Annotated in this window: 14 protein-coding genes; 3 read left to right on the forward strand and 11 right to left on the reverse strand. The window is 42.9% G+C overall.

The window, feature by feature from the left end:
* Positions 1–154 precede the first annotated feature (154 nt).
* From I3252_RS10715 to I3252_RS10730, 4 genes are all read right to left on the reverse strand, one after another.
* A complete protein-coding gene (locus tag I3252_RS10715; RefSeq protein WP_238035181.1) occupies positions 155–1,153 on the reverse strand; it encodes an adenosine deaminase in 999 nt (332 codons plus the stop codon).
* A 198-nt stretch (positions 1,154–1,351) separates the two neighbouring features.
* Positions 1,352–1,876 (reverse strand): TPM domain-containing protein, encoded by a 525-nt coding sequence (locus I3252_RS10720; RefSeq protein WP_045456157.1) that lies wholly within the window; start codon positions 1,874–1,876, stop codon positions 1,352–1,354.
* A 74-nt stretch (positions 1,877–1,950) separates the two neighbouring features.
* Positions 1,951–3,111, reverse strand: a complete 1,161-nt coding sequence (locus I3252_RS10725; protein WP_238035182.1) for a TPM domain-containing protein — start codon at positions 3,109–3,111, stop codon at positions 1,951–1,953.
* A 262-nt stretch (positions 3,112–3,373) separates the two neighbouring features.
* Positions 3,374–4,006, reverse strand: a complete 633-nt coding sequence (locus I3252_RS10730) for a LemA family protein (RefSeq protein ID WP_045456163.1) — start codon at positions 4,004–4,006, stop codon at positions 3,374–3,376.
* Positions 4,007–5,200: 1,194 nt separating this feature from the next.
* Between I3252_RS10730 and I3252_RS10735 the strand changes: the two genes are divergently transcribed.
* A complete protein-coding gene (locus tag I3252_RS10735; protein ID WP_055125213.1) occupies positions 5,201–6,748 on the forward strand; it encodes an alanine/glycine:cation symporter family protein in 1,548 nt (515 codons plus the stop codon).
* A 359-nt stretch (positions 6,749–7,107) separates the two neighbouring features.
* On the opposite strand, the gene I3252_RS10740 is transcribed toward I3252_RS10735, so the two are convergent.
* From I3252_RS10740 to I3252_RS10750, 3 genes are all read right to left on the reverse strand, one after another.
* On the reverse strand, positions 7,108–7,713 hold the full coding sequence (locus tag I3252_RS10740; RefSeq protein WP_238035183.1) for a fasciclin domain-containing protein: 606 nt from the start codon (positions 7,711–7,713) through the stop codon (positions 7,108–7,110).
* A 183-nt stretch (positions 7,714–7,896) separates the two neighbouring features.
* Positions 7,897–8,847 carry a fasciclin domain-containing protein gene (locus tag I3252_RS10745; RefSeq protein WP_238035184.1) on the reverse strand — a complete coding sequence of 317 codons (951 nt, stop codon included), beginning with the start codon at positions 8,845–8,847 and terminating at the stop codon, positions 7,897–7,899.
* A 342-nt stretch (positions 8,848–9,189) separates the two neighbouring features.
* The gene (locus I3252_RS10750; protein WP_045447723.1) at positions 9,190–9,744 is read right to left on the reverse strand and encodes a fasciclin domain-containing protein; all 555 of its coding nucleotides are present in this window, start codon (positions 9,742–9,744) and stop codon (positions 9,190–9,192) included.
* A 566-nt stretch (positions 9,745–10,310) separates the two neighbouring features.
* Here I3252_RS10750 and metH point away from each other — a divergent pair.
* Together metH and I3252_RS10760 are read left to right on the forward strand one after the other, a co-directional pair.
* Positions 10,311–14,099 carry a methionine synthase gene (gene metH, locus I3252_RS10755; protein ID WP_238035185.1) on the forward strand — a complete coding sequence of 1,263 codons (3,789 nt, stop codon included), beginning with the start codon at positions 10,311–10,313 and terminating at the stop codon, positions 14,097–14,099.
* Between the two features lie 208 nt (positions 14,100–14,307).
* Positions 14,308–15,237: a bile acid:sodium symporter family protein gene (locus I3252_RS10760; protein ID WP_238035186.1), complete on the forward strand. Its 930-nt coding sequence runs from the start codon at positions 14,308–14,310 to the stop codon at positions 15,235–15,237.
* 257 nt (positions 15,238–15,494) lie between these two features.
* On the opposite strand, the gene I3252_RS10765 is transcribed toward I3252_RS10760, so the two are convergent.
* From I3252_RS10765 to I3252_RS10780, 4 genes are all read right to left on the reverse strand, one after another.
* Positions 15,495–16,430 (reverse strand): Abi family protein, encoded by a 936-nt coding sequence (locus I3252_RS10765; protein WP_238035187.1) that lies wholly within the window; start codon positions 16,428–16,430, stop codon positions 15,495–15,497.
* A 54-nt stretch (positions 16,431–16,484) separates the two neighbouring features.
* On the reverse strand, positions 16,485–16,637 hold the full coding sequence (locus I3252_RS10770) for a DUF2256 domain-containing protein (protein WP_238035206.1): 153 nt from the start codon (positions 16,635–16,637) through the stop codon (positions 16,485–16,487).
* 44 nt (positions 16,638–16,681) lie between these two features.
* Positions 16,682–16,933, reverse strand: coding sequence for a DUF2256 domain-containing protein (locus I3252_RS10775; protein ID WP_226950249.1), 252 nt, complete (start codon positions 16,931–16,933; stop codon positions 16,682–16,684).
* Positions 16,934–17,146: 213 nt separating this feature from the next.
* A complete protein-coding gene (locus tag I3252_RS10780) occupies positions 17,147–23,353 on the reverse strand; it encodes a DNA repair ATPase (protein WP_238035188.1) in 6,207 nt (2,068 codons plus the stop codon).
* Positions 23,354–23,502 lie beyond the last annotated feature (149 nt).

Here is a 23,502-nt window from a genome sequence, read left to right on the forward strand (position 1 = left end):
TTGAACCTAAGTCGCTTGAACCTAAGTCGCTTGAACCTAAGTCGCTTGAACCTAAGTCGCTTGAACCTAAAAAGCATACCGTGTAAAAAAGAAAAGGCTTAACGATTGATATCAACCGTTAAGCCTCGGGTACTAAAACCTAATCATAATTGATTTACTTTAGTGCCAGATCAACTTTCGCCAAATATGCTGCTTTTAATTCATCACTAATAAATGAGGCATTAAAGGAGTTCTTTACCAAAGTAACAACATCATCTTCTGTTAGCGGTAAATTTTCGCATATATTTATAAAGTTCTGATTCATATAACCTTTGAAATAGGCTGGGTCGTCTGAGTTTATGGTGATATTTAGACCATAATCTAGCAGCTCCTTGATATTGTGTTCTTTGTAATTATCAAAGACTTTCAGCTCAATATTTGAGTTCGGGCAAACGGTCAGCGGCATTTGCTCATCTTTCAGTCTTTGCATCAACTCTGGGCTTGTTATCGATTGCACACCATGATCGATTCTATTGATATTTAATAAGTCCAGTGCTTCGTAAATGTACGAAAAATCTGCTTCTTCACCAGCATGGGCGACCAGCTTAAAACCTGCTTCTTTAGCTTTTTTGAAGACATCTTTGAATTTCGATGGTGGATTGCTCAGCTCTGACGAATCAAGACCGACACCGATGATGTCATCTTTGAATACCAGTGCTTGCTCTAAGGTCTCAAACGCTTCTTCTTGTGATAAATGCCTTAGGAAACACATGATAATACAAGAGGTGATACCATATTTTTCTTTGGCATCTGCAAGCGCTTCTTTGATGCCCGTTATCACCACTTCAAAAGGTATGCCTCGTTCAGTATGCGTCTGCGGGTCAAAAAATATCTCTGTGTGAATGACGTTATCTTCAACACACTTAAGTATATATTCCCACGTTAAATCATAAAAATCGTCTTTAGTGATCAGGACATTTGCGCCTGCATAGTAGATATCTAAAAAGGTTTGCAAGTTGGTGAAGTTGTAGGCGTTGCGCACATCTTCTATATTTTTATAAGGAATCTCTATCTGGTTCTTTTTGGCCAATCTAAACATCAGCTCAGGTTCTAGTGAGCCTTCAATATGTAAATGCAGCTCAGCTTTTGGTAATTTCTTTATTAAATCAATCATAGGATTCCAGTGACGGCTTTTTGTAGTAGAGTGCTTTTGAGAAGTGCCTTTATAAATGCAAAGCCTGTATAGACGCTTGAGCAATATATCAGTCACCCTCGATTTCTAGAGGCGCTATTATATTGTAATTGATGCCAAAACCCCATAAAAGAACACGATGCTAGCAAAATAACAAGCCATCAGATTCCCTCATCAAAGTTACTTCAGAAACACCACAGTATCAGACAACTCATTACCCGCTGGATCCTGCTCCAAATGATAATACTGACGCAGCACTTGCCCAACTTCATCTAACAATTCAGCAAGGCTTTCTTCGGTTTTTTGATTGGCAATACCTGACACAGCCTTATCACACATCGCCCGCCAAACGGTGGGGCTGACATGAGCACTGATACCACGATCAGCTACGATCTCTAACTGGTGCTCGCAAATATTGACATACACCAAGACGCCCGTATTCTCTTCAGTATCCCAAACTCGATACTCACTAAACAGCTCAATCGCACGTTCGCGACAGCCAATATAGTACGCCTCTTGAATCGGCAGATGGTTTTCTACAATCAAAAACACCTCACCCCGATGCCCTCGCTCTGCACGGGTCACCTCGTCTGTTAAACGTGCTTTGGCTGCTGCTGTTAACCATTTACTATGCAATATAGGAATAAATAAGACTTGACGCCACCAGCGGGCAAAACTGGGATTTGACGCGTTGTTTTCTGACATTTTACTATTTCCTCAAATACGTCATTGCTGACGGTCGTTTAGTATCTGTTTTTACTTAAGCATCTACCAAGCGTCTACCACGAGCCACCAGCACCGCCGCCGCCAAAACCGCCGCCTCCACCACCGAAGCCGCCGCCGCCGAAGCCGCCACCTCCAGAGCCACCGCCACCGCCCATACCAGGTAGGAATATCATGCCGCCGCCTCTACGACCGCCGCCAGACCCACCTTTACCACCACCGCCGCCACGTGAAATCAAAAATAGCCATAAGAATATAGCCATGATAACGGTCATAAAAAAACCACCGCCTAAGGCTAACGATCCCGCAAAAAACCCACCAGCAGTAATAATAGAACCAAATACACGACCAAAAATACTGGTAATAAAGCTTCCAAATATCATTGCCATAATGAATAAAAATATGGGCGATGGTAGCTCGTCTGAACCTTGTTGTGCACTACGCTCGGCTGCTTGCGCATCAGCACGAGCCAATACCTCAGGATCAGCAGTCAGCCGCGTTTTGAGCGCGTCAACGCCAGCTATTATCCCAGTGCCATAGTTATTTTGCTTAAATAACGGCGTGATATCTTCACGAATAATACGATTGACGGCAGCATCTGGTAAGACACCCTCTAGTCCATAACCCGTCAAAATGTACATATCACGGTCATTGACGGCGACTACCATGAGTAAGCCATCATCGATGTCTTTATTGCCCAGCTGCCACTTCTCAGCTACTTGTAGAGCATAGTCAAGGATAGGAACGCCATTGGTCGTAGGAACGATAACCACCGCTGCTTGCGCAAGACCTTGCTTATAAATATTTCTAAGCTGCGCCTCTAGACGCTGTTTTTCTTGCGGATTTAGAATATTGGCCTGATCAACCACAGGATTATTTAATATGAGTTTATCGGCATCGACACTGGGTGCATTTGACTGTATAGGAGAAGGATTTGCGGCTGTTGACCCAACTGTGGCATCATTATTAGCCGCATTAGGGTTGATCGCCTCATTACCTAAAATGGCATCATTGATTGCATCATTACCCAATACAGCGTCATTGATCGCTTCACTAGACTCGCCCGCTTTGGCAATCGCTACCAAGCCCTCAACACTACGACTTTGCATGTCTGAGGTGCTATCAATGGCTTCATTAGGCGCAGCATACAACACAGGCGCACTACTGATGCTGAGTGTGAACAGTAATACTGATAGGATTGCTTTTGAATTGTTCATCTAATCTATACCACCTCAAGTGACATCTGTACTGAGTGAATCTACGTGATACCATTCACAAAAACTAGCATAGCAAAGAAACCAAATTTGACATAGCTAATCGTACTTTTTGGATTTGGTATTAAGTTTGATAGGCATTCATATCCATCAATACCTTTAAAAATGTGGCTAAGCAAACTAGTGGCTAACTGAGCTAAACGATAAAAAATTAAACAAACAGAGCGGCAAATTCCGCTCTGTTTTCATCTCTATTCAATCACCACTACTCAGCTGTCGCTGACTTATCATCACCGAAGTCAACACTTGGTGCGGTTGAAATAGCGTCTTCATTCGCCACGCTAAAGTTCGGCTTGGCATTCATACCAAATACTTTTGCTGTAATGTTGGTTGGGAACTGGCGCACCGTTGTATTATAGCTTTGCACTTCTTGAATATAACGGTTACGAGCAACGGCAATACGGTTTTCAGTGCCTTCGAGCTGGGCTTGTAAGTCTTGGAACAAAGCATCTGACTTTAACTCAGGATAACGTTCAGAGACAGCCATCAAACGTGATAGTGCACCTGTCATCTGTTCCTGTGCAGCTGCATAACGCTCCATCGCTTCTGGATCATTCAGTACCTCTGGCGTGACAGTAATGCTACCAGCACGAGAGCGTGCCTCAGCTACTTGAGTAAACACTTCTTGTTCTTGTTCAGCATACTGCTGCACGACTTTGACTAAGTTTGGTACCAAATCAGCGCGGCGTTGATATTGGTTCACCACTTCTGACCACGACGCGGTAACTTGCTCATCTTGAGCCTGCAGGTTGTTGTAGCCACAACCGCTTAGACCAACGGTAGACGTCGCTAACACGGCTGCGAGCAATATGGGTTTTACAATTGATTGACGCGTCATCATTGTTTCTCCTAATAATGGTAAATAATAAATAGCCAGTAACACTTTTTTAATAATTTTTTAAAGCTTGTATTTTGAAGCTGATACATGAGGTCATGCAAATGTATGTCTATTTATATTGAAGCCGCATATTTTTTATAATAAAGGCACATCACTTATATTAAAGCCACACTAAACATAAAAACAGCATTTAATGAGTACGATAGCAATCGTATGCCGCCCTATGCTCTCGTCTTATCAACGAAACAAACATATAGGATAAGATATCTTACACAATGATGGCGCTATCTCGGTATTTTTACAATTAGCCGTTACCAAAACACAACCGCAAAACCACACTGCTATCCCATGACTATTGCTCGTCTTTATTACCTATTATTGATAATATCTACATCACAAATATCATCGAACCACTAGCATTATCTTTAGTGCATACCTTGTCCAGCATAGAGGAGTGACAGATAAGCGCTGAATGACCGCTCTATTTTTGTGTAGTCGATGTGGCTTTATCTATTGATTCGATATCTAACAACGGTTAAAACATACGATATTTTATCGTTATTTGTAGTCATATCTTCCTGACTCAATATGAATATATATGCTTCTGTACAAAGAAAATTCTAGTAATTACTACAAAAATATGGCAAATTGCAGTTACGTAGCCGTACGGTTTGAATACATTTGGTAGTGGACTTATGGCTTGATTAGTATTAGCAATTTGTTGATTTCTATGTAAAATATTACTCAATTATTAGAGACTCGCTTAATCGTTTCAATCATCCACACCAACCCTGTAGTCAATCGATACCGCTCACCAAAAGTTGAATGCTATCGGCATGATAAGTATTTAATATTATAACCGCCTGTTTTATCCATTGGTCTACTGAACATTCATCTGAGATATTAAGTAATAAGATAAATGTCGCATTAATTGAGACAGCTTACGCCTTGCAACTATGCTGATACGCATATCGTCGGTAATAAGCTTAAGCAAACTGTCAATATTACTGATAAACCAAGCGGATAACTACAGACAACTACAGTCCATTCTTAGTGGCTAAGCGCGTATGAGACTTAACGGATATACATGAGTCAATGTAGATAATTTAACTGCTTAACTTAAATAAGTAAGTTAACCAGTTAGCTTACTCCTAGCATACAGAGCCACTTTGAGACAGTACTAGGAATATACATATGGAAGGTTTAGTTAACTTAGTAAACGGAATTATCTGGAGCCCCGCACTGATCTATCTGTGCTTGGGCGCGGGCCTATTTTATTCCATTATGACGCGCTTCGTACAAGTGCGCCTGTTCGGTGAAATGATCAAATTACTCTTTACTGGTAAATCTAGTGATCAAGGTATTTCATCATTTCAGGCACTTGCCGTATCACTCGCAGGACGCGTGGGTATGGGTAACATCGCTGGGGTAGCTGCGGCTATCGGCTTCGGTGGCCCAGGTGCCGTATTTTGGATGTGGGTCGTGGCCTTCTTAGGTGCATCTACTGCTTATGTTGAGTCTACGCTCGCACAGATTTATAAAGAAAAAGATGTCATCACTGGCGAATATCGCGGTGGCCCAGCTTACTATTTTGAGCGTGCACTTGGCCAAAAATGGTATGGCATCCTCTTTGCAATCTCATCTATCCTCGCTTGTGGTATATTTTTACCAGGTGTACAGGCAAACGGCGTTATCAATGCTTTCGCACAGGTAATGGGCGAAGGGTCTGTTATGAGCATTGGCGCCTTAGAAGTTGGCTCAATGCGTCTAGTAGCCTTAGCCATTATCCTTGTGGTATTAGGTATTATCATTTTTGGTGGTATCAAGCGTATCGCAACGTTTACCGAGTATGCCGTTCCTTTTATGGCATTGGGCTATATCGTTCTTGCACTGATCATCATGTTTACTAACTTTGATATGATTCCACAAGTATTCGGTCTAATCGTTAGCGATGCCTTTACTGCTCAAGCAGGTTTTGGTGCAGCGATTGGTTGGGGCGTAAAACGTGGTATTTACTCAAATGAAGCAGGTCAAGGTACAGGTCCTCATGCTGCTGCTGCTGCTGAAGTTGAGCATCCATCACAGCAGGGTTTGGTTCAGGCATTCTCAGTATATGTCGATACCCTATTAGTATGTTCTGCTACTGCCTTCATGATCCTAACCATGGGTACTTATAACATTCAAGGAACATTACCAGACGGTCAGTTCATCGTACAGAATGTCGCTGCTACCACTGAAATCAACGCCCCTGCATTCACGCAAATGGCGATGGAATCTGTTTATGGTGGTTTTGGTAATACCTTTATCGCTATTGCTGTCTTCTTCTTTGCCTTTACCACTATCTTGGCTTACTACTACATCGCTGAAGTGAACGTTGCTTATCTAACGCGCTTTGTTGGTCGCAGTGCCAACAAGACTGGTCTATTCTTAGTCAAAATCTTAATCATGGTGATGGTTGCTTACGGCGGCCTAAACTCAGCTGGCTACATTTGGGCTATTGGTGATATTGGTGTTGGGCTTATGGCTTGGTTGAACATCGTTGGTATTTTGGTCATCTTCATTGTGGCTCGTCCAACGCTTACTATGCTAAAAGACTATGAAGCACAGCGTAAAGCAGGTGTTGAGCGCTACAGTTTTGATCCTGCAAAATTCGGCATCAAAAACGCCCCTTATTGGGAAGAGCGTCATCTAAAAGAGCAACAAAGAATGGCAGCAGATCCACTACGTAAAGAGCATAAGTAATATTCTATAACGTAGCTATTATTCTTTAACATGATTATTATTCAAACCTCCAAAACAAAAGCTCGAAACAATCGTTTCGGGCTTTTTTGTTTCAAACCTTTGCATTTATAAACCTCCAATAGATATCTTATATAAGTCATCATTACTCTTTAAACTTGCATTAGTGTGAACCAATGAGAGGCTCATTTATCTTACTCTCCATTACATTAAACCGTTTTCATGCGACTGACTTATATCAATGCTATGGTAAACATTAGGTATCCCCCAAACGCAAAAAAGCCCAGCTCAATAGCTAGGCTCCTTCGACGTCATTATTTAAATAATTAATTAATCATCAATAAAGAGACTATCAAAACAACTTACTCAGGCATCAATACTGCATCGATAGTGTGAACCACACCGTTCGTTGCCATGATATCTGTACCAGTAATATTAGCCGTGTTACCAGTCGCATCAGTGATGACATTAGCATCACTAATATTGATAGTAGCACCATTTACAGTAGCAACATCAGTACCATAAGGAATGTCAGCTGCCATAACAACCATAGGTACTACGTGATACGGAAGTACTTTTTTCAGTAGCTCTGTATCGGCTAATAGCTCTTCTTTAGTAACGCCTAGCTTCTCTAACACAGGAGCAAATGCATCATCAGTTGGTGCAAATACCGTATAAGTCCCAGCATCCATCATCATTGTATCTAAGCCAGCAGCTTGTAATGCAGCCGTTAGAATCGTTAGATTTTCGTTGCCAGCTGCTATTTCAGCAATGCTTTGCGTCGCAGCAGTATCGGCCATTGGATCGGCTTCAGTCATTGGCTCAACTTCGGCAACGGGCTCTACAACCACTTCTTCAGTAGTCACTTCAGGCTCAACAGGATCAGTAGCTGCTTCTTTATCATTACAAGCGGCTAATGACATGGCAGCTGTAACGACAGCGATAGAAAGTAAGTTTTTCTTCAACATAAGTATTTCCTTATAAAGGGATGGTCTGTTAAGTGACTTGTTTGACAAATAACTTAACCCAGTTAATGTATATAACAGCGAACCACTTATCTGTTGCAAATGATAGCAACTAAACAATAGTAATAATGTCGCCTCTGCTATACCAATAACTATAATTTTAACTGATTAATTTCGGATTAATGCTTACTTAGGTAGCAACACTGTATCGATCACGTGTACAACTCCATTGTTCGCTTGTATATTCGCTGTCACGATATTAGAGGTGCGATTTCTCCCATCGGTAATTTGTTTTTTATCGTCAAATGTGATACTGCTGCCTTCCAGCATCTCTTGACTGCCTGCCATAATTTCAGAGGCAAAGACGCGGTCGTCTTTAATCACATGATAGGTGAGCACTTTCGTCAACAGCGGCTTATCTTGTAATAGCTGTTCTTTACTTATATTAAGTTCAGCTAATAATTTAGCAAAAGCGGCATTGTTTGGCGCAAATACGGTAAAGTCAGCATCTTCATTGGCGAGGGCGTCAGCCAGTCCTGCTGCTACCACCGCCTCTTTGAGGATACTGAGATCCTCTGTGGCAACGGCTAGATCGACTATAGACTTGTCAGTAGGTAGCAATACGTCGTCAATGAGGTGAATGACGCCATTAGTGGCCAATACATCTGTTTTGATAATTTTAGAGGTATCCCCACTTGCATCCATAATGACATTGGCATCACTAATAGAGAACGCTTGACCATTGACTGTTTCGATACTGTCGCCATAAGGAATGTCAGCAGCTTTGACTGTCATATTGGGGATAACATGATAAGTTAAGACCATGGTTAATAGCTCTTTGCCAGCCAATAACTCTTCTGACGTCACATCAAGCTCTTCCAATAATTCAGCGAATGCAGCATCAGTGGGTGCAAATACAGTAAATTCATCCTCTGATGACATCAAAACTTTATCAAGTCCAGATGCCTTTAACGCAGCATTAAGAATGGTTAAATCTTTATTTTCAGCAGCAATTTCTGCAATATTTTGTGTTGGCGCTTCTACAACAACTGAAAAATCATTGTCATCGTCATTACAAGCGGCTAGCGGCAAAACGGTCATGGCAAGCGCCAGAGATAATAGGGTTCTTTTTAGCATGAGTATATCCTTATGTATGAGTTCAGATGAACCATCTACTTTGTCAGTAGCATCCGTCGAATGATTGAAATTGTTAAATGATCAAAGCTTTCAACAAGAAACAAAGATGACTGTCGTTTATTGTCGTAGTGTTAAACAATAATGATGACACGCTTAAAAAATATCTCAAACATTCTAAATGCCAGCAATTTCATCTAAAGGAGCTTCATCTAAAACCGTTGGCAATTAAAATAGCGTGTATTTAATAATCATGTCATCACAGACGGTAGCTGGTACTCATACCAGCTTCATCATACAAAGTAATAGGGATATAATTCTTTAGCTGTAATTTTGAAATCCATCTTATTTGGGCAGTAATACTCTATCAATAACATGTACTACGCCATTATTAGCAGCAATATCGGTTTTTATGATATTGGTAGTACGACCATTTTCATCCATCAATTTGCCCTGATTGGTGACCATCAGAGTATCTTTACTGAACATAGTAATATTGCCCGGTTTAACGTCTTTCGCATATACTGGCGCAGCACCGTTAATCACGTGATAGCCTAAAATCTTAGTCAATAGTGGCTTGTTAGCAAATAGTTGTGCTTTGCTCATGCCTGTTTCTTGCAGGACTTGTACAAATGCGGCATTGGTCGGCGCAAATATTGTATAGTTTGCATTCGGGTTAGACAAAGCACCTGCCAAATCTGCCGCTACGACGGCTTCGACCAGTAGCGAGAAGTCAGGATTACTTTGGGCAACTTGTACCACATTCATTTTTGCCATAGATTGACTGTGCATAGGCGCTTTCATGGCTGCGCTTTTGCTTGGCATCATATTATTACAAGCGCTTAAACCAGCGATTGAGAGTGCTAATGTACCGATGGTAGCAATTTTAGTAAGCTTCATAACATTATCCTTAATGATTGAGTATTTATTGACTGTTCTATAACTGTCTTGCAGATTAGATCGTCTTTCCTTATAACAAATACTAGCGCTAATAATAGTGATAAATGTTAGATGTCACTAATACAACTATCAACATTTACTAGTAAGTACTGCTTATGAAACATCAATCCTTCTGAAATTAAATTAACATATAACCAAGCTTTATCAATTCCTCTTTACGCAACTTTTTGTAGTACAGGTGTAAACTCTGTCTGACTTTTAAGCACAATCGTTGTGCTTTCATTTATAGAAACAAAGCTTTATGTAATCTTTAAGCGAAATGATATTCATTTGTTCCTAATCGCTTAATGCCATAAACTTTGAACATCATGCTCACTCAATCAATAGGCAGATTTTTTGTCTAGCATATTGCCAAAGAGGAATAAGTACTGTCCCACGTGAGGTATGATTTTCATGCTAGAATAATGCGGATTTGCCCACGCCTTTTATGAATATTGCACGCTATTTATTATTCTTATTCTTATTACTTCCCCTTTTATAACATTGACGATATAAGCAGCGCTCCTATGACTCAAACGATGACTTCTCAATCTGATCCTACTTCTAGTCCATCATCCGCTGATGACTTTATTTTAACGCCACCTGCCGTGTTTCCTTATAAAGAGCAGCAACTGACGGCACGTGCACGTATCACCGAGCAAATGGCATCACGCATCTTGATGTTAGATGGGGCGATGGGTACACAGATTCAGACCTATAAATTAGAAGAAGCAGATTATCGTGGTGAGCGTTTTGCCGATATCAATCAAGACGTACGCGGTAACAATGATTTATTGGTACTGACACAGCCGCACATGATTAAAGACATTCATCACGATCATCTGCTAGCTGGTGCCGATATCATCGAGACCAATACCTTTAACGGTACGCGTCTGTCGATGGCTGACTACGATATGCAGTATCTAGTGCCTGAGTTGAATAAGACAGCAGCCAAGATTGCCCGTGAAGCGGCGGATGAATTTACGGCAAAAACACCTGAGAAACCGCGTTTTGTCGCTGGTGTTGTGGGGCCAACTTCACGCACGTGCTCGCTATCACCGGACGTCAATGACCCAGCTTTTCGTAACATTACCTTTGATGAGTTGGTACTAAATTACCGTGAAGCGACTTTATGCCTGATAGAAGGCGGTGTTGACCTCATCCTCATCGAAACAATATTTGATACGCTCAATGCAAAAGCCGCAATCTTTGCCATTACTGGCGTGTTTGATGACATTGGTTTTGAATTACCAATTATGATTTCAGGTACCATTACCGATGCCTCAGGTCGAACGCTATCAGGTCAAACTGCCGAAGCCTTTTATAATTCAATCCGCCATGCCAAGCCATTATCGGTTGGCTTTAACTGTGCGCTTGGTGCTGATGTGCTGCGTCCGCATATCCAAACACTATCCAACATTGCTAATACCTATGTGTCAGCGCATCCGAACGCAGGTCTGCCCAACGAGTTTGGTGAATATGATGAAACAGCAGAACAAACCGCCGCCCTACTCGAAGGCTTTGCCAAAGCAGGCATCTTAAACATCGTTGGTGGCTGTTGTGGTACGACGCCTGAGCATATCCGCCAAATCGCTAAAATGGTGGCAAATTATCCACCGCGCGTCATTCCAGATATCCCACCTGCCTGCCGTTTATCAGGTCTTGAGCCATTTACCATTAATGCAGATAGCTTGTTCGTCAACGTCGGTGAACGTACCAACGTGACAGGCTCTAAAAAGTTTTTACGCTTGATTAAAACCGAAGCCTACACCGAAGCGCTCGATGTGGCACGAGATCAGGTCGAAGGCGGCGCGCAAATCGTCGATATCAATATGGACGAAGGCATGCTCGACTCCAAGCAAGCGATGATTCATTTCGTCAACTTGGTGTCTGGTGAACCTGATATCAGCCGCGTACCGCTGATGATTGACTCGTCTAAATGGGACATCATCGAAGAAGGTCTTAAGCGTATCCAAGGCAAGTCCGTCGTCAACTCTATCTCATTAAAAGAAGGTCATACTGAGTTCGTTGAGCGTGCCAAGCTTTGTATGCGCTACGGTGCCGCCGTTATCGTCATGGCATTTGATGAAGACGGTCAAGCCGATACTTACGAGCGTAAGATTCAGATTTGTCAGCGCAGTTATGATGTATTGGTTAATGAAGTTGGTTTCCCATCAGAAGACATTATTTTTGACCCGAACATTTTTGCCGTTGCCACTGGTATCACTGAGCACAACAACTACGGTGCGGACTTTATCAACGCCACCAAATGGATTACCGATAACTTGCCCAATGCGATGGTATCGGGTGGTGTCTCTAACGTCTCGTTTAGTTTCCGTGGTAACCCTATCCGTGAAGCCATCAACTCCGTATTCCTCTATCATGCGATTCAGAACGGTCTGACAATGGGTATCGTCAACCCTGCCATGCTTGAGCTGTATGATGATATTCCAAAGGAAGCTCGTGACGCTATCGAAGATGTGATGCTCAACCGCAACCAAGGTGAGAGCGGTCAAGATGCCACCGAACGTCTGATGACTGTGGCTGAGAACTACCAAAACGGTGGTAAGAAAAAAGACAGCACCGTTGATATGAGCTGGCGCGAAGGCACGGTAGAAGAACGCATCGCCCATGCACTGGTCAAAGGCATCACTACTTTTATCGAAGCCGATACCAAAGAAGCATGGGAGAAATACCCCAAGCCGCTAGAAGTCATCGAAGGCCCACTCATGGACGGGATGAATATCGTCGGTGACTTATTTGGTGCCGGTAAAATGTTCTTACCGCAAGTGGTCAAATCAGCTCGCGTGATGAAACAATCCGTTGCGTGGCTAAATCCGTATATCGAAGCAGAAAAAGTCGAGGGTGAAAAGAAAGGCAAAATCCTCATGGCAACGGTCAAAGGTGACGTCCACGATATCGGTAAAAACATCGTCGGCGTGGTGCTAGGCTGTAACGGTTATGATATCGTTGATCTGGGGGTCATGGTACCGTGTGAAAAAATCCTCGATACCGCTATCGCAGAAGAAGTCGATATCATTGGCTTATCAGGTCTGATTACACCGAGTCTCGATGAGATGGTCTATGTCGCCAAGCAAATGCAAGAGCGCGGCATGACGCTACCCTTGATGATTGGCGGTGCAACGACGTCGAAAGCGCATACTGCGGTCAAAGTCGAGCCACAATACCAAAATGATGCCGTCATCTATGTATCTGATGCCTCACGCTCAGTCGGTGTAGTCACTAAACTGCTCTCCAAAGAATACCGTCAAGCGCTTATCGATGAAACTCGCGAAGAGTATGTCAAAGTACGTGAACGCCTTGCCAAGCGTCAACCAAAAGCGGCGAAGGTCACGTATGCCGAATCGGTCAAAATTGGCTTTCAGTACGATTGGGAAAAATATGTGCCACCAGTGCCAAATAAACTAGGGCAAGTGATATTTGATGACTATCCAATCGCTAAGCTAATGCCTTATATCGACTGGACACCATTCTTTATCTCTTGGGGACTGGTCGGTAAGTATCCGAAGATATTGCAAGATGATGTGGTCGGCGAAGCGGCACGCGATTTGTTCGATAATGCCAATGAGCTGATGCAAAAGATGATTGATGAAAAATTAATCGTCGCCAAAGGGGTGTTTAAACTCATGCCTGCACGCCGTACGGGTGCCGATACCGTTACTGTCTATGATCATGCTACTAAAGGCGGCGCAGCAGAATATCAATTCGAACACTTGCGTCAGCAAAGCGATAAAGCCAGTGGCAAGCCGAACTTTAGCTTGGCTGACTTTATCTCGCCATCTAGCACCCACACTGACCACTTGGGCGGCTTTACCGTCTCTATCGTCGGTACAGAAGCACTGGCTGAGCAATATAAAGCGGCAGGCGATGACTATAATGCCATCATGGTACAGGCTCTGTCTGACCGTTTAGCAGAAGCCTTTGCCGAGCATTTACATGAGCTCATCCGTAAAGAATATTGGGGCTATCAGCCAACTGAGTCACTCACCAATGATGAGATGATTAAAGAGAAATATGTCGGCATCCGCCCTGCACCTGGCTACCCTGCTTGCCCTGAGCATACCGAAAAAGGCAAATTGTTTGATTGGCTCGGTACGGTAGATGCTATCGGTACGACTTTGACCGAAAGCTATGCGATGTGGCCTGCGTCATCGGTCAGCGGATTCTATTACTCGCATCCTGATAGTGAATACTTCAACGTCGGCAAAATCAGCCGCGATCAGTTAGAGAGCTATGCTGAGCGTAAAGATTGGGATATGAAGACTGCTGAGAAGTGGTTAAATCCGAATTTGTAGTCGATTGGTTAATGCTATTATAGAAACCTGATAGTTATTTTTTGGCTTACTCATTTAATATGGGTAAGCCATTTTTTATAGTATTTCATTTTGCCTACCTTCAGCAAACTTATCGCTAAGTTAATAGCAAAATACTTTTATCATTTACTAACAAGAACCATGCTAGATTATTGTCTATTCTATTATTTTTATCTTTGTGAGATAGGCTATGAATCAGATTGCATTACTTTCTAGTTGGATTGGCAAAACCTTTGCAATCTGGGCATTGGTCAGTGCTGTTTTGGGATTTATTTTTCCTGAATTCTTTGCCTCATTGGCTTTTTTGATCGTTCCCATACTTGGCATCATTATGTTTGGCATGGGCATGACGCTCAAAACGGAAGATTTCCTAGAAATTGTCAAACGCCCCAAACCTGTACTGGTAGGATTGTTGGCACAGTTCACGCTCATGCCGTTGATCGCTTACCTATTAACGGTCATTTTCAACCTTGATCCTTTAATCGCGGTCGGTGTCATCTTGGTTGGCTGTTGCCCTGGCGGTACGTCTAGTAATGTGATTACGTTCTTAGCCAAAGGTGATGTGGCATTGAGTGTGGCGATTACCTCTATCTCTACCCTACTTGCACCTTTTCTGACCCCTATTCTGCTCAGTGTTTTTGCGGGTCAGCTGATTGATATCGATTTGGCCAGTATGATGATAACCATTACAAAAATCGTAATCTTGCCCATATTGCTAGGTGTTATCTTTCATAAATTTTTGGGTAAAAAAATCGATTTCGTCACCGAGGTATTACCAATGGTATCGGTATTGGGTATTTCCATTATTATAGCGGCGGTGGTTGCCGTGTCTAAAGCGACTATTCTAGACAGCGGTGCTATCGTGTTTATCGTGGTTGCCTTACATAATATGACCGGTTATGCCTTGGGGTATTTGATCGCCCGTTTGTCTGGCTTTACGGAGAGACAACGCCGCGCGATTATGATAGAAGTGGGCATGCAAAACTCTGGTCTGGGCGCTGCCCTTGCGGCAACTTATTTCAACCCTGTCGCGGCCTTACCTAGCGCAATCTTTAGTGTATGGCATAACTTTAGTGGTGCGTTAGTTGCGAATATCTTTGCTAAAAAAGATGCTAAGTGAGTGTTTGTTTTATAAGTTGCGGCCTTATTATAAATACTTTAAATTTGATAAAAATATTTAAGATTAGTTGGATAAATAATATTGATATTAGAGTACAAAAAACTCTGGAAAACGTTTAAACTCGAATTAGCAAACAGTTCATTTTCTTCTTGCTCTTACTATAAATTTTAGGTATAATGCGCTCAACAGCACCGCTACCTCTACTTACTGAGCATGTCTCGATAAGAAATGTGGCGGTCTTCTTTTGTCTCAATACTTTACAAGTTCCAATCTTCCCAACTTTTTAATCCCATGTCTTCCTCAGAAATCGCTTCATTGGCAACTATTGGAAAGTTCAAGAGTAACAACTCAACTCGCTTATCCCATGTTGCACGTGGATTTATAATACTTAGAAAATGCTTCATAAGACATAAGTAGAAAAATATCTTCCTTCTATCTAAGTCATGCCAAGGTTTTATATCTTTTGATTTTTTAGCTGGCTTAGATATATTAGTGTTCCATAGTCTAGAGTGGTGAGCACAAATATTCCGGACGATATTTAATGAATGTATCCAACTCGTAAATACATCCTCACTAGTTTCATATTTTTCTGCAATTTGCTGACGATGCTTATATTTAAGTCCTGAATACAGTATAGATATAGAACCAAAATCAATTACCTCTACTGCTACCCAGATAGGTATGCCATTGTAATATTGAAGATGATGCTGAATTAATGCCTGTTTCTTGGAACGCTTGATTTGTTGATGATAACGCTCTAACCAAATTTCATGTTTAGATTTACCAAGACGTTTATCATATCTTGTAAAATCTCCATCTAAGAATTTTCCATACAAATGAGCTTGAGGGTCTGAACGACCCAATAGATACGCAACTTCAGTTCTAATAGCCATTTCAATACGCTCTAACGCATCTAGGCATATCAATCTCAACTTTTTGTCAAACTGATAAATATTTAACACATCATTGAAACATGTATTTTCTACGAAGAAATCATCTCGTTTTTTATGACTAATTGGCAAACGAAAAGGATACCAGTAGCCACTTAAACGGTAATAACCTATGCATGAAAGATAATGTTTGGAACGTTCAAAATCCTCAATAACTAATCCTCTACTTTGCAAAATATTTAACTGTTGCTCAAAAGTATTCCAAATTTTTAGAGAGCGTTTTTCATTAGTGTGAGATGACATATTGAGACCCAATCTTAGAGTAGATTAATTTTTTGGCTTTTAAAAAGTAGATAATCACTTAGTTACTCTTACCTTTTCACCTCGCCGACACCGCTCAGAACAATAAATCACCTGCTCCCAATCCTTCTCCCACTTTTTACGCCACGTAAACGGGCGCTGGCAGACGGAGCAAGTTTTTTGCGGTAAGTTTACTTTTTTATGTGCCATCATATGCCCCCTTGTGCCGTATATCTAATATCTATGGTTAATGCCTAGTTATCTTCTTTTTGATGATCTAGCCCTTCATACTTTTTAACGCGGCGGCATTGGTCGGAGCAATAGACCATGCTCTCCCAGTTTTTATCCAACTTTTTAGTCCAGCTAAACTCACGCTCGCAGACAGGGCAAAGTTTTTTGCGAACGTTCTTCTTTTTGTGCGCCATAATTTTCTCATTGGTTTGATATAGTCGATTCACTACCATCGGATACGGTGTCAAGCTCGCTTCACCTACTGTTTGTAGCAACTTTACTCGCCGTCATTGTATCCAAAGTAGCTGTTGCCGACTATATTACCACTGTCTCTTAAATCATAAGCCCTATTTATAGTGCTATTCATAAGTGCAAGTCATCAGCATTGCTCATAAGCCTTAATAATTAAGCATTAACGCTTAATCGTTAGCCATCAATCATAGCTGTTAACCAGTAGTGACTAATCATCAGCTATTAATCAGTAGTTATTAATCATAATCATCAAAGATTTTATTAAGTCTGTTGAGGCTATTAACGATGAGCTTGCCGGATTGATCGGTACTGCTATCGATGAGTAATTTTTCATCCATACGCATCGTCAGCGGTGCAAGCGCCTCTTTTAATGCGTTTGCCATAAGCGTGGTCTGCTGAGTGATGTCAGGCACATCGTCACCCACTGTTTGATTCTCTTCATTATTAATCAGGCTTTCAGTTAAACTATTAGACAGACTATGCGCCATTTTCTGTGCCAGCTCTTCAACGGCATTGACCAGCTGCACCATCAGTGCTTTTTGCACCTCTTGGTTTTGCTTGAGATACTCGCCTTCTACCTTCTCAGCATTGTGATCATGCTTATATATTTGCATCAGCTGATTCAGACTTTTCTCAAAGCCATTATCGATGCTGGCGCTGACGACTTTGGCATTATTGAGCACACTATCGGCAAGGATTTTCTGTGTTTCTAATTGGCCGTTTAACTGGGCATCGAGTTGTGCTTGCTGTCCTGCTTCTCGTAAGCGAGCGATTTGCTCTGGATCATTTTTCGTTAAGTATGTCTCAAACTGGCTACTGATAGCATTGAAGCCACTGGCCAAATCGACCAACTGGGCAACGATACGCGCGCCCGTATCGCCATCTTCACCGCCCATGGCTTTGTTACGTAAGAAGTCGACTTTGATTTGCGCCCAACGCTCTTTTTCTGTTTCGGTCAAGACACCACGCATCTCGCCAAGCTTGAGTAAGTTGCTCTCTGCACCTTGGGTCAATAGCTGCGATTCGCCCAGATAGTGATCGTCTATCAGATGGTTCAGCTCGCTTTCATTCATGACCGCCGACAGTTTTTCGGTCATCTTATTCATATTACGGTAGCTGCCCTGTAGCTTAAATATCGGCTCAATACGATACTTGTCATCTTGCGAGGCGGAGGCAATATAGGCTTGGTTGACGTCCAAAATGACTTCTTGCACCCTAAACATATGGCGCAAGATCGCGACAATCTCATTAATCTCTGAAGTGCTATACGGATACGTCAAATCACCGCTTTGGGCTTGGGCAAGATTTGCATTGTCCGCTTTCGCCATTTTGATGAGACGATGCACATCTGCCAAATCACGGTTGGCCAGTGGCGCGAGAACGGTGTTAGAAGTGAGCGAGTTCTCGATATAACTGAGCGCAAACACTTCTTCCATGCCGCTCATGATATCGCCTAAGTTGTAGATATCGGCACGGTTGGCGAGCATGTCTGGCACTTTGAAGGCTTCGCCGCTCTCGGTATACGGGTTACCCGCCATGACCACGCAGAACTTTTTGCCACGCATGTCATAGGTTTTGGTTTTACCTTGCCAGACGCCATCGATACGACGTGTACCATCACCCAATGAGATAAACTTCTGCAAAAATTCCGCATGCGTATGCTGAATATCATCAAGATAGAGCATGACGTTATTGCCCATCTCAAAGGCTAAGTTGATTTTATTCAGCTCTTCTCTTGCAGTGGCATTGGGCGCTTTTTCGGGATCTAAAGACGTCACATCATGACCAAGTGATGGACAGTTAATCTTCATAAAGATTAAGCCGAGACGGTTTGCCACGTACTCCATCAAGGTGGTCTTACCATACCCTGGTGGCGATATCATCATGAGAATACCCATCAAATCGGTACGCTTATCCTCACCGACCGTGCCCATCTGTTTGGCGAGGTTGTCACCGATGAGTGGCAGATAGCTCTCATTAATCAGACGGTTACGCACAAATGAAGACAATGGACGTGGCATAAACTCGTCCAGTCGCAACGTCTCTTTTGAGTCATGTAATATCTCTGAGCGCATAGCCAAATAACGTCTATAGGCAGGGATGACTTGGGTATCATGATGATGCAGACGATTTAAGAAGTCATCAACGGCAAAGGTTAAGGTCTGCTGATGAATACGCGGATGCTCACCTAGTAGATGATTCACTTGTATTTCAAGCGATACCTTACCCGTGCTACGCTCAAAGCTTTGCACTTGATTAAGCGGATTATTAATACTGGTCAATGAAGGCTTTGACGTAGCCAACGAGGTAATTGAGGAAAATGACAAGGCCGATGGCGTGGTGCCTGTACTGTTTAAACCTTGATTGCCCAATCCTTTAGCACTTAGCCCTTTATTAAAAGTAGCACCTGAATCAATCAATCGTTGCACCAAAGCTTCACGTTGAGCATCGTTCAATTGAGTGAGTAAAACCGCAATCGCCTCCGGCACATAATGACGGCCACTTTCTAATTGCTGCTTGCGTAACGCATCTTTTTCTTCAATTTCAGCAAGCTGTGCTTCACTGAGTTCGCCGTCTTCATTGGTGCCATCATCAGCTGCATTAGCCAATGCTATACTAGCGTAGGTTTTATCAAGTAATGCATGGAACCAGGTTGCCAATAGCTCATAAGCTGATTTAGGCTGGAATCCAAGCTTGCCAATTGAAGACTGTAGTTGGTCAAAACTGGCCGTCGCTTGCATACTACCTGAAGCACTATTTAGCGTTTGGCTTAGCTGCTCACACAACTGCTGCGCTTGTTGGCTGGTTTGCCAGTTTATTGTGCTGTTTGCGCCTGCACTGGTTTCAACCGACTGCCCCATCACGCTAACCAAATATTCGCAAGCAAGCTGAACGTAGCTTGGTTTGAAAATATTGGTGTTATGAACATCACTGGTATTTGAATCCAGTTCTGACCCTGATTTAGATGTGGACTGCTTGCCAGCACCGTTATCAACGCTACCATCTTTATCAGCGCTAAGACTGTCATCATTATGAGCCATAACAAAATGACGCATCACTTGGCTCATATCTTCGACCAATAGAGACTTCGCAGTATCACTGCCCAATGCACGGCGCAGTTGCTCGGCGGTCGCAGCTCTATCCGTCCAGTTGCTCGCGCGCGTCAGCACGGATTCATTTAACCAAGCGTCATAGCCAAATTGGCGCAAGCTGTCTAAGCCCAGCGCTTGTACGATATTGAGCTGCCAATAGAATAGTTGCGCCAATGCACGTACTTGTGGGGTATAAATCAGCAGTCCTGCTTCGCGCAAGGTCGGCAGTATTTGCATCAGTAATAGCGTGGCATCATGGTCATGAATGCCTTTGTCATAGCCGAGCTGATAGCGAGGGGTCGCGTAGGCTTTGACCAGTTTGGACAATGGACTGTCATTATCAATATCACCATTCACATTAAGGGTAATGACAGTCGCATCGTATGCTTGATATAGACGCGCTTCCGTCAAACCCTCTTGGCTGTTCTTGGCACTTTCGATAATGCTATAGGCTAAGTACTCCGCGCGGTAAACGGTATCAGACTCGGAGGCAATATTCATATCCCAATACGGGCGCAAGGCGTTTAGCTCAGCATTATTAAGCACTTCATAATAATCTGTACCCGTTAGATGCAAGTTCAACACACGCTTGCCATCTGACTGCTGACGGCTCAATAATGTCAAATCAAGTGGCTGAGTATTGACCGAAAAACGGTGCTTGCCCAATTTAATAATCTGACCGCCATCTTCAAACAAATCCGACTTGTCTTTTAGACTCTTATAACTCTCGATTTGAATGGCTTTTAGGCGCGCGTCGATGTCATCGGCTTTGACGCTAAAGTCCATCGCTTGTAGCTCTTTTGCGATGTTACGGACTTTTTGTACCAGACCATCAGCCGCAAAATACGTATTGAGCGCTTCTTCCTCGGTAAAGCCTGTGACGCCAGTGCTTTGTGTCCGCTTCTTGATACTTTCGAGCATTCGCAGCGCGCCATCACCTAAGTTTTGCGCTTTACGGTTACGAGCATCGAGCAATTGCTGCTTGTGATTTTCAAAGGTCTCGTAAATCTCTTCACGCTTACTGATGATATCGGCCAAAAACTGATCGCCACTGTTGGTCTCTGGATCAGCGAACTGGCTTTCTAATTCTTCTAACTGTACTAGCAACTTTGCCATTTGCTCATCTGATTTCTCAGGAGTATTGGCAATGGATAACGCATTGGCAATCGACTGCCCAAACAGCTTAAACTGCGCACCAAATTGCGCCACAGCCTCAGCCGAGCCTAGATTTTTGCGTTTATGATTGAGCTTGGCTTTGCTTTGATTCAGGCTGGCATAAATGGTCGATATGTCATCGATGATTTGCGTACGTACCGTAGCATCGGCCACATCTAGCGTGCCTAGCAACTCGGTCAATAAATCTAACCCTTGCGCTGTTTCATCGATTTTTTCTAGAACGGGTTTTAGTTCAGCATTGGTTTCAGCCGTATTTAAACGCTCACTGACATCGACCAATATACCTTGGTAACTTGAAAGCGCTTCTTCCCCACTTAAGAACAGCACAGTCTTTTCAGCCAGCTCGCTCTCAGCTTCTTCTAACTGCGTCTGCAATGCTTGTAGCTTATCGGCATCTAAATAGCGCAAATCCTCCAAGCTAACCAAACGGCCTTTTTGACGTCTTAATGCTGACAGCTGATCGACATAATCACTGGCCGACTCAAAGCTAGTAACGCGTATCTGCCGCAAAATCTCACTTTGCTGCGTATCCGTATCGGCTAGCGCAGTTTGGGTTTGCTTTTGGATACTTTGTACTTTGGCGAACTCATCAATCACCAGCTCAGCCGTGGCTGTCACTTCTTTAATACTACTGGCGACTTCGCTCAGTTCAGGCTCAGACAACCAATAATAGCTATCAAAGAGTCGGCTGGTATTATTGGTAAGCTCTTCATAGAGCTTTTGAGAGACGCTTTGATTATCAATCAGGCGAGTAATGCTATACAGATCTGAAATACCGCGCACCAATTCTTTATTACCGATTTTGCCATAAAAACTCGTGCTCTCTGGCAACTCACTCACATACTCGTGTGAGGCATAAGGCGTGTGCCATATCTGCATTGGATGAATACGAGATGGCTCACTTTGGTCACTAAACAGCACCAAACGGCCATTCTCAGCCAAGGCCATACCGTTGCAATAGATAGGGTTTGCCAATTGCTTTTTAATCAAGTTATAAGGAAACAGCCCCGTGACGCCCAAGTCTCTGTCGTAAAATAAGAATAAAACATCTTCACCATTCGGCGATACAATTTTACGCTTAAACCGTAAGTCAGTAGCGCCAACGTTATTGGCCTCGAATAGCTTATACTCACCCGTCTGTAGATAGTAACCACCCGGAAACATGATGCCGTGGTCTTCTGGTAGCTGAACACACGACTGTCCAATCGCATCCAAACGCAGCACCGCTTCGGTCAAGGTGTTATAAACGAAATAACGGTAATCCTCTTCACGATAAGGCAATATCTTAAGCAGTATTAGACTGCCCACTTTGGCATACGCAATCTCAGCATCCGTCAGCGACTGGGTACGGTCATTGACCGGTTCGCTATAAATACCCTGACCGGACTGCGTATTGTCCTCAATCTTAATGGTCAAATCGCCACCGACCGTTTCCACGAATATCGTGTCTAAGATATTCATATGCGGATATTTGCCATTCACCATTTGATCGCGGGTGGTATCAATCCAGTCAAAATCATAAGCAGGCGGCAGCTCAATATCACGCTCGCCTCGATTGTCCACATAAGCGACTTGCGCCGACTCTGGCGTACCTTGGCTAAAATCTAACGCAAAACGAAACACTCGAATATCGGTGATACGCTCGCCAATCTGAAATGCCAACAGCAACTTGCTGTCTTTCACCGTTATTTGAATCAGGCGTGTTTGCTTGTAGTATCGATACAGCTCATTGAAATCTTGGACAAAGGCGTCTTGAGCCAAAAAAGTGCCTTTTAAGTCAACCTCTTCAAGCTGATACTCTTCTTCATTACCAACTGGCTCGTTCAGACGATATAACGACAATACGTCCTTAATATTACTCGCGCGTTTGAGCCCCATAAAAACGTTGTAGCCAAACAGTAAATAATCACCGACCTGCACCATGTCTTGCGCCACACAGTTGTACTCGGTACGAATACGAGTACGGGCAATGACTTGCATCTGGGTGCTGCCAAACTCTTCGAGACGCGCATTATTTAGCGTCTGCGTTTGAGCCTCTAAACGACCGCCTTGTTCCGTCAGACGTTTTTTGATGAGCTCATAAGCATTGCCTGAAGCAACTGCCTGATCGGTCTGGTTGGCTTGATTAGCGTTATCGTTGCTTTCTGAATTTGTTGAGTTTTGCGTGTCCGCCATCGTTACTCGTCCGTTTCTGTTTTTACTTAATAAGAGAATTTTGGGCAATAAAGAATCATTGAAAGTAAAGAAGCACTTGGCTAATCTAAAAAAACGAGTGGTCACTGCTGTTTTTTTAGATTAACCAACTCATCATGATTCGTCATTCC

The sequence above is a fragment of the Psychrobacter sp. Ps4 genome, from assembly GCF_022129285.1.
Taxonomy (GTDB): domain Bacteria; phylum Pseudomonadota; class Gammaproteobacteria; order Pseudomonadales; family Moraxellaceae; genus Psychrobacter; species Psychrobacter immobilis_A.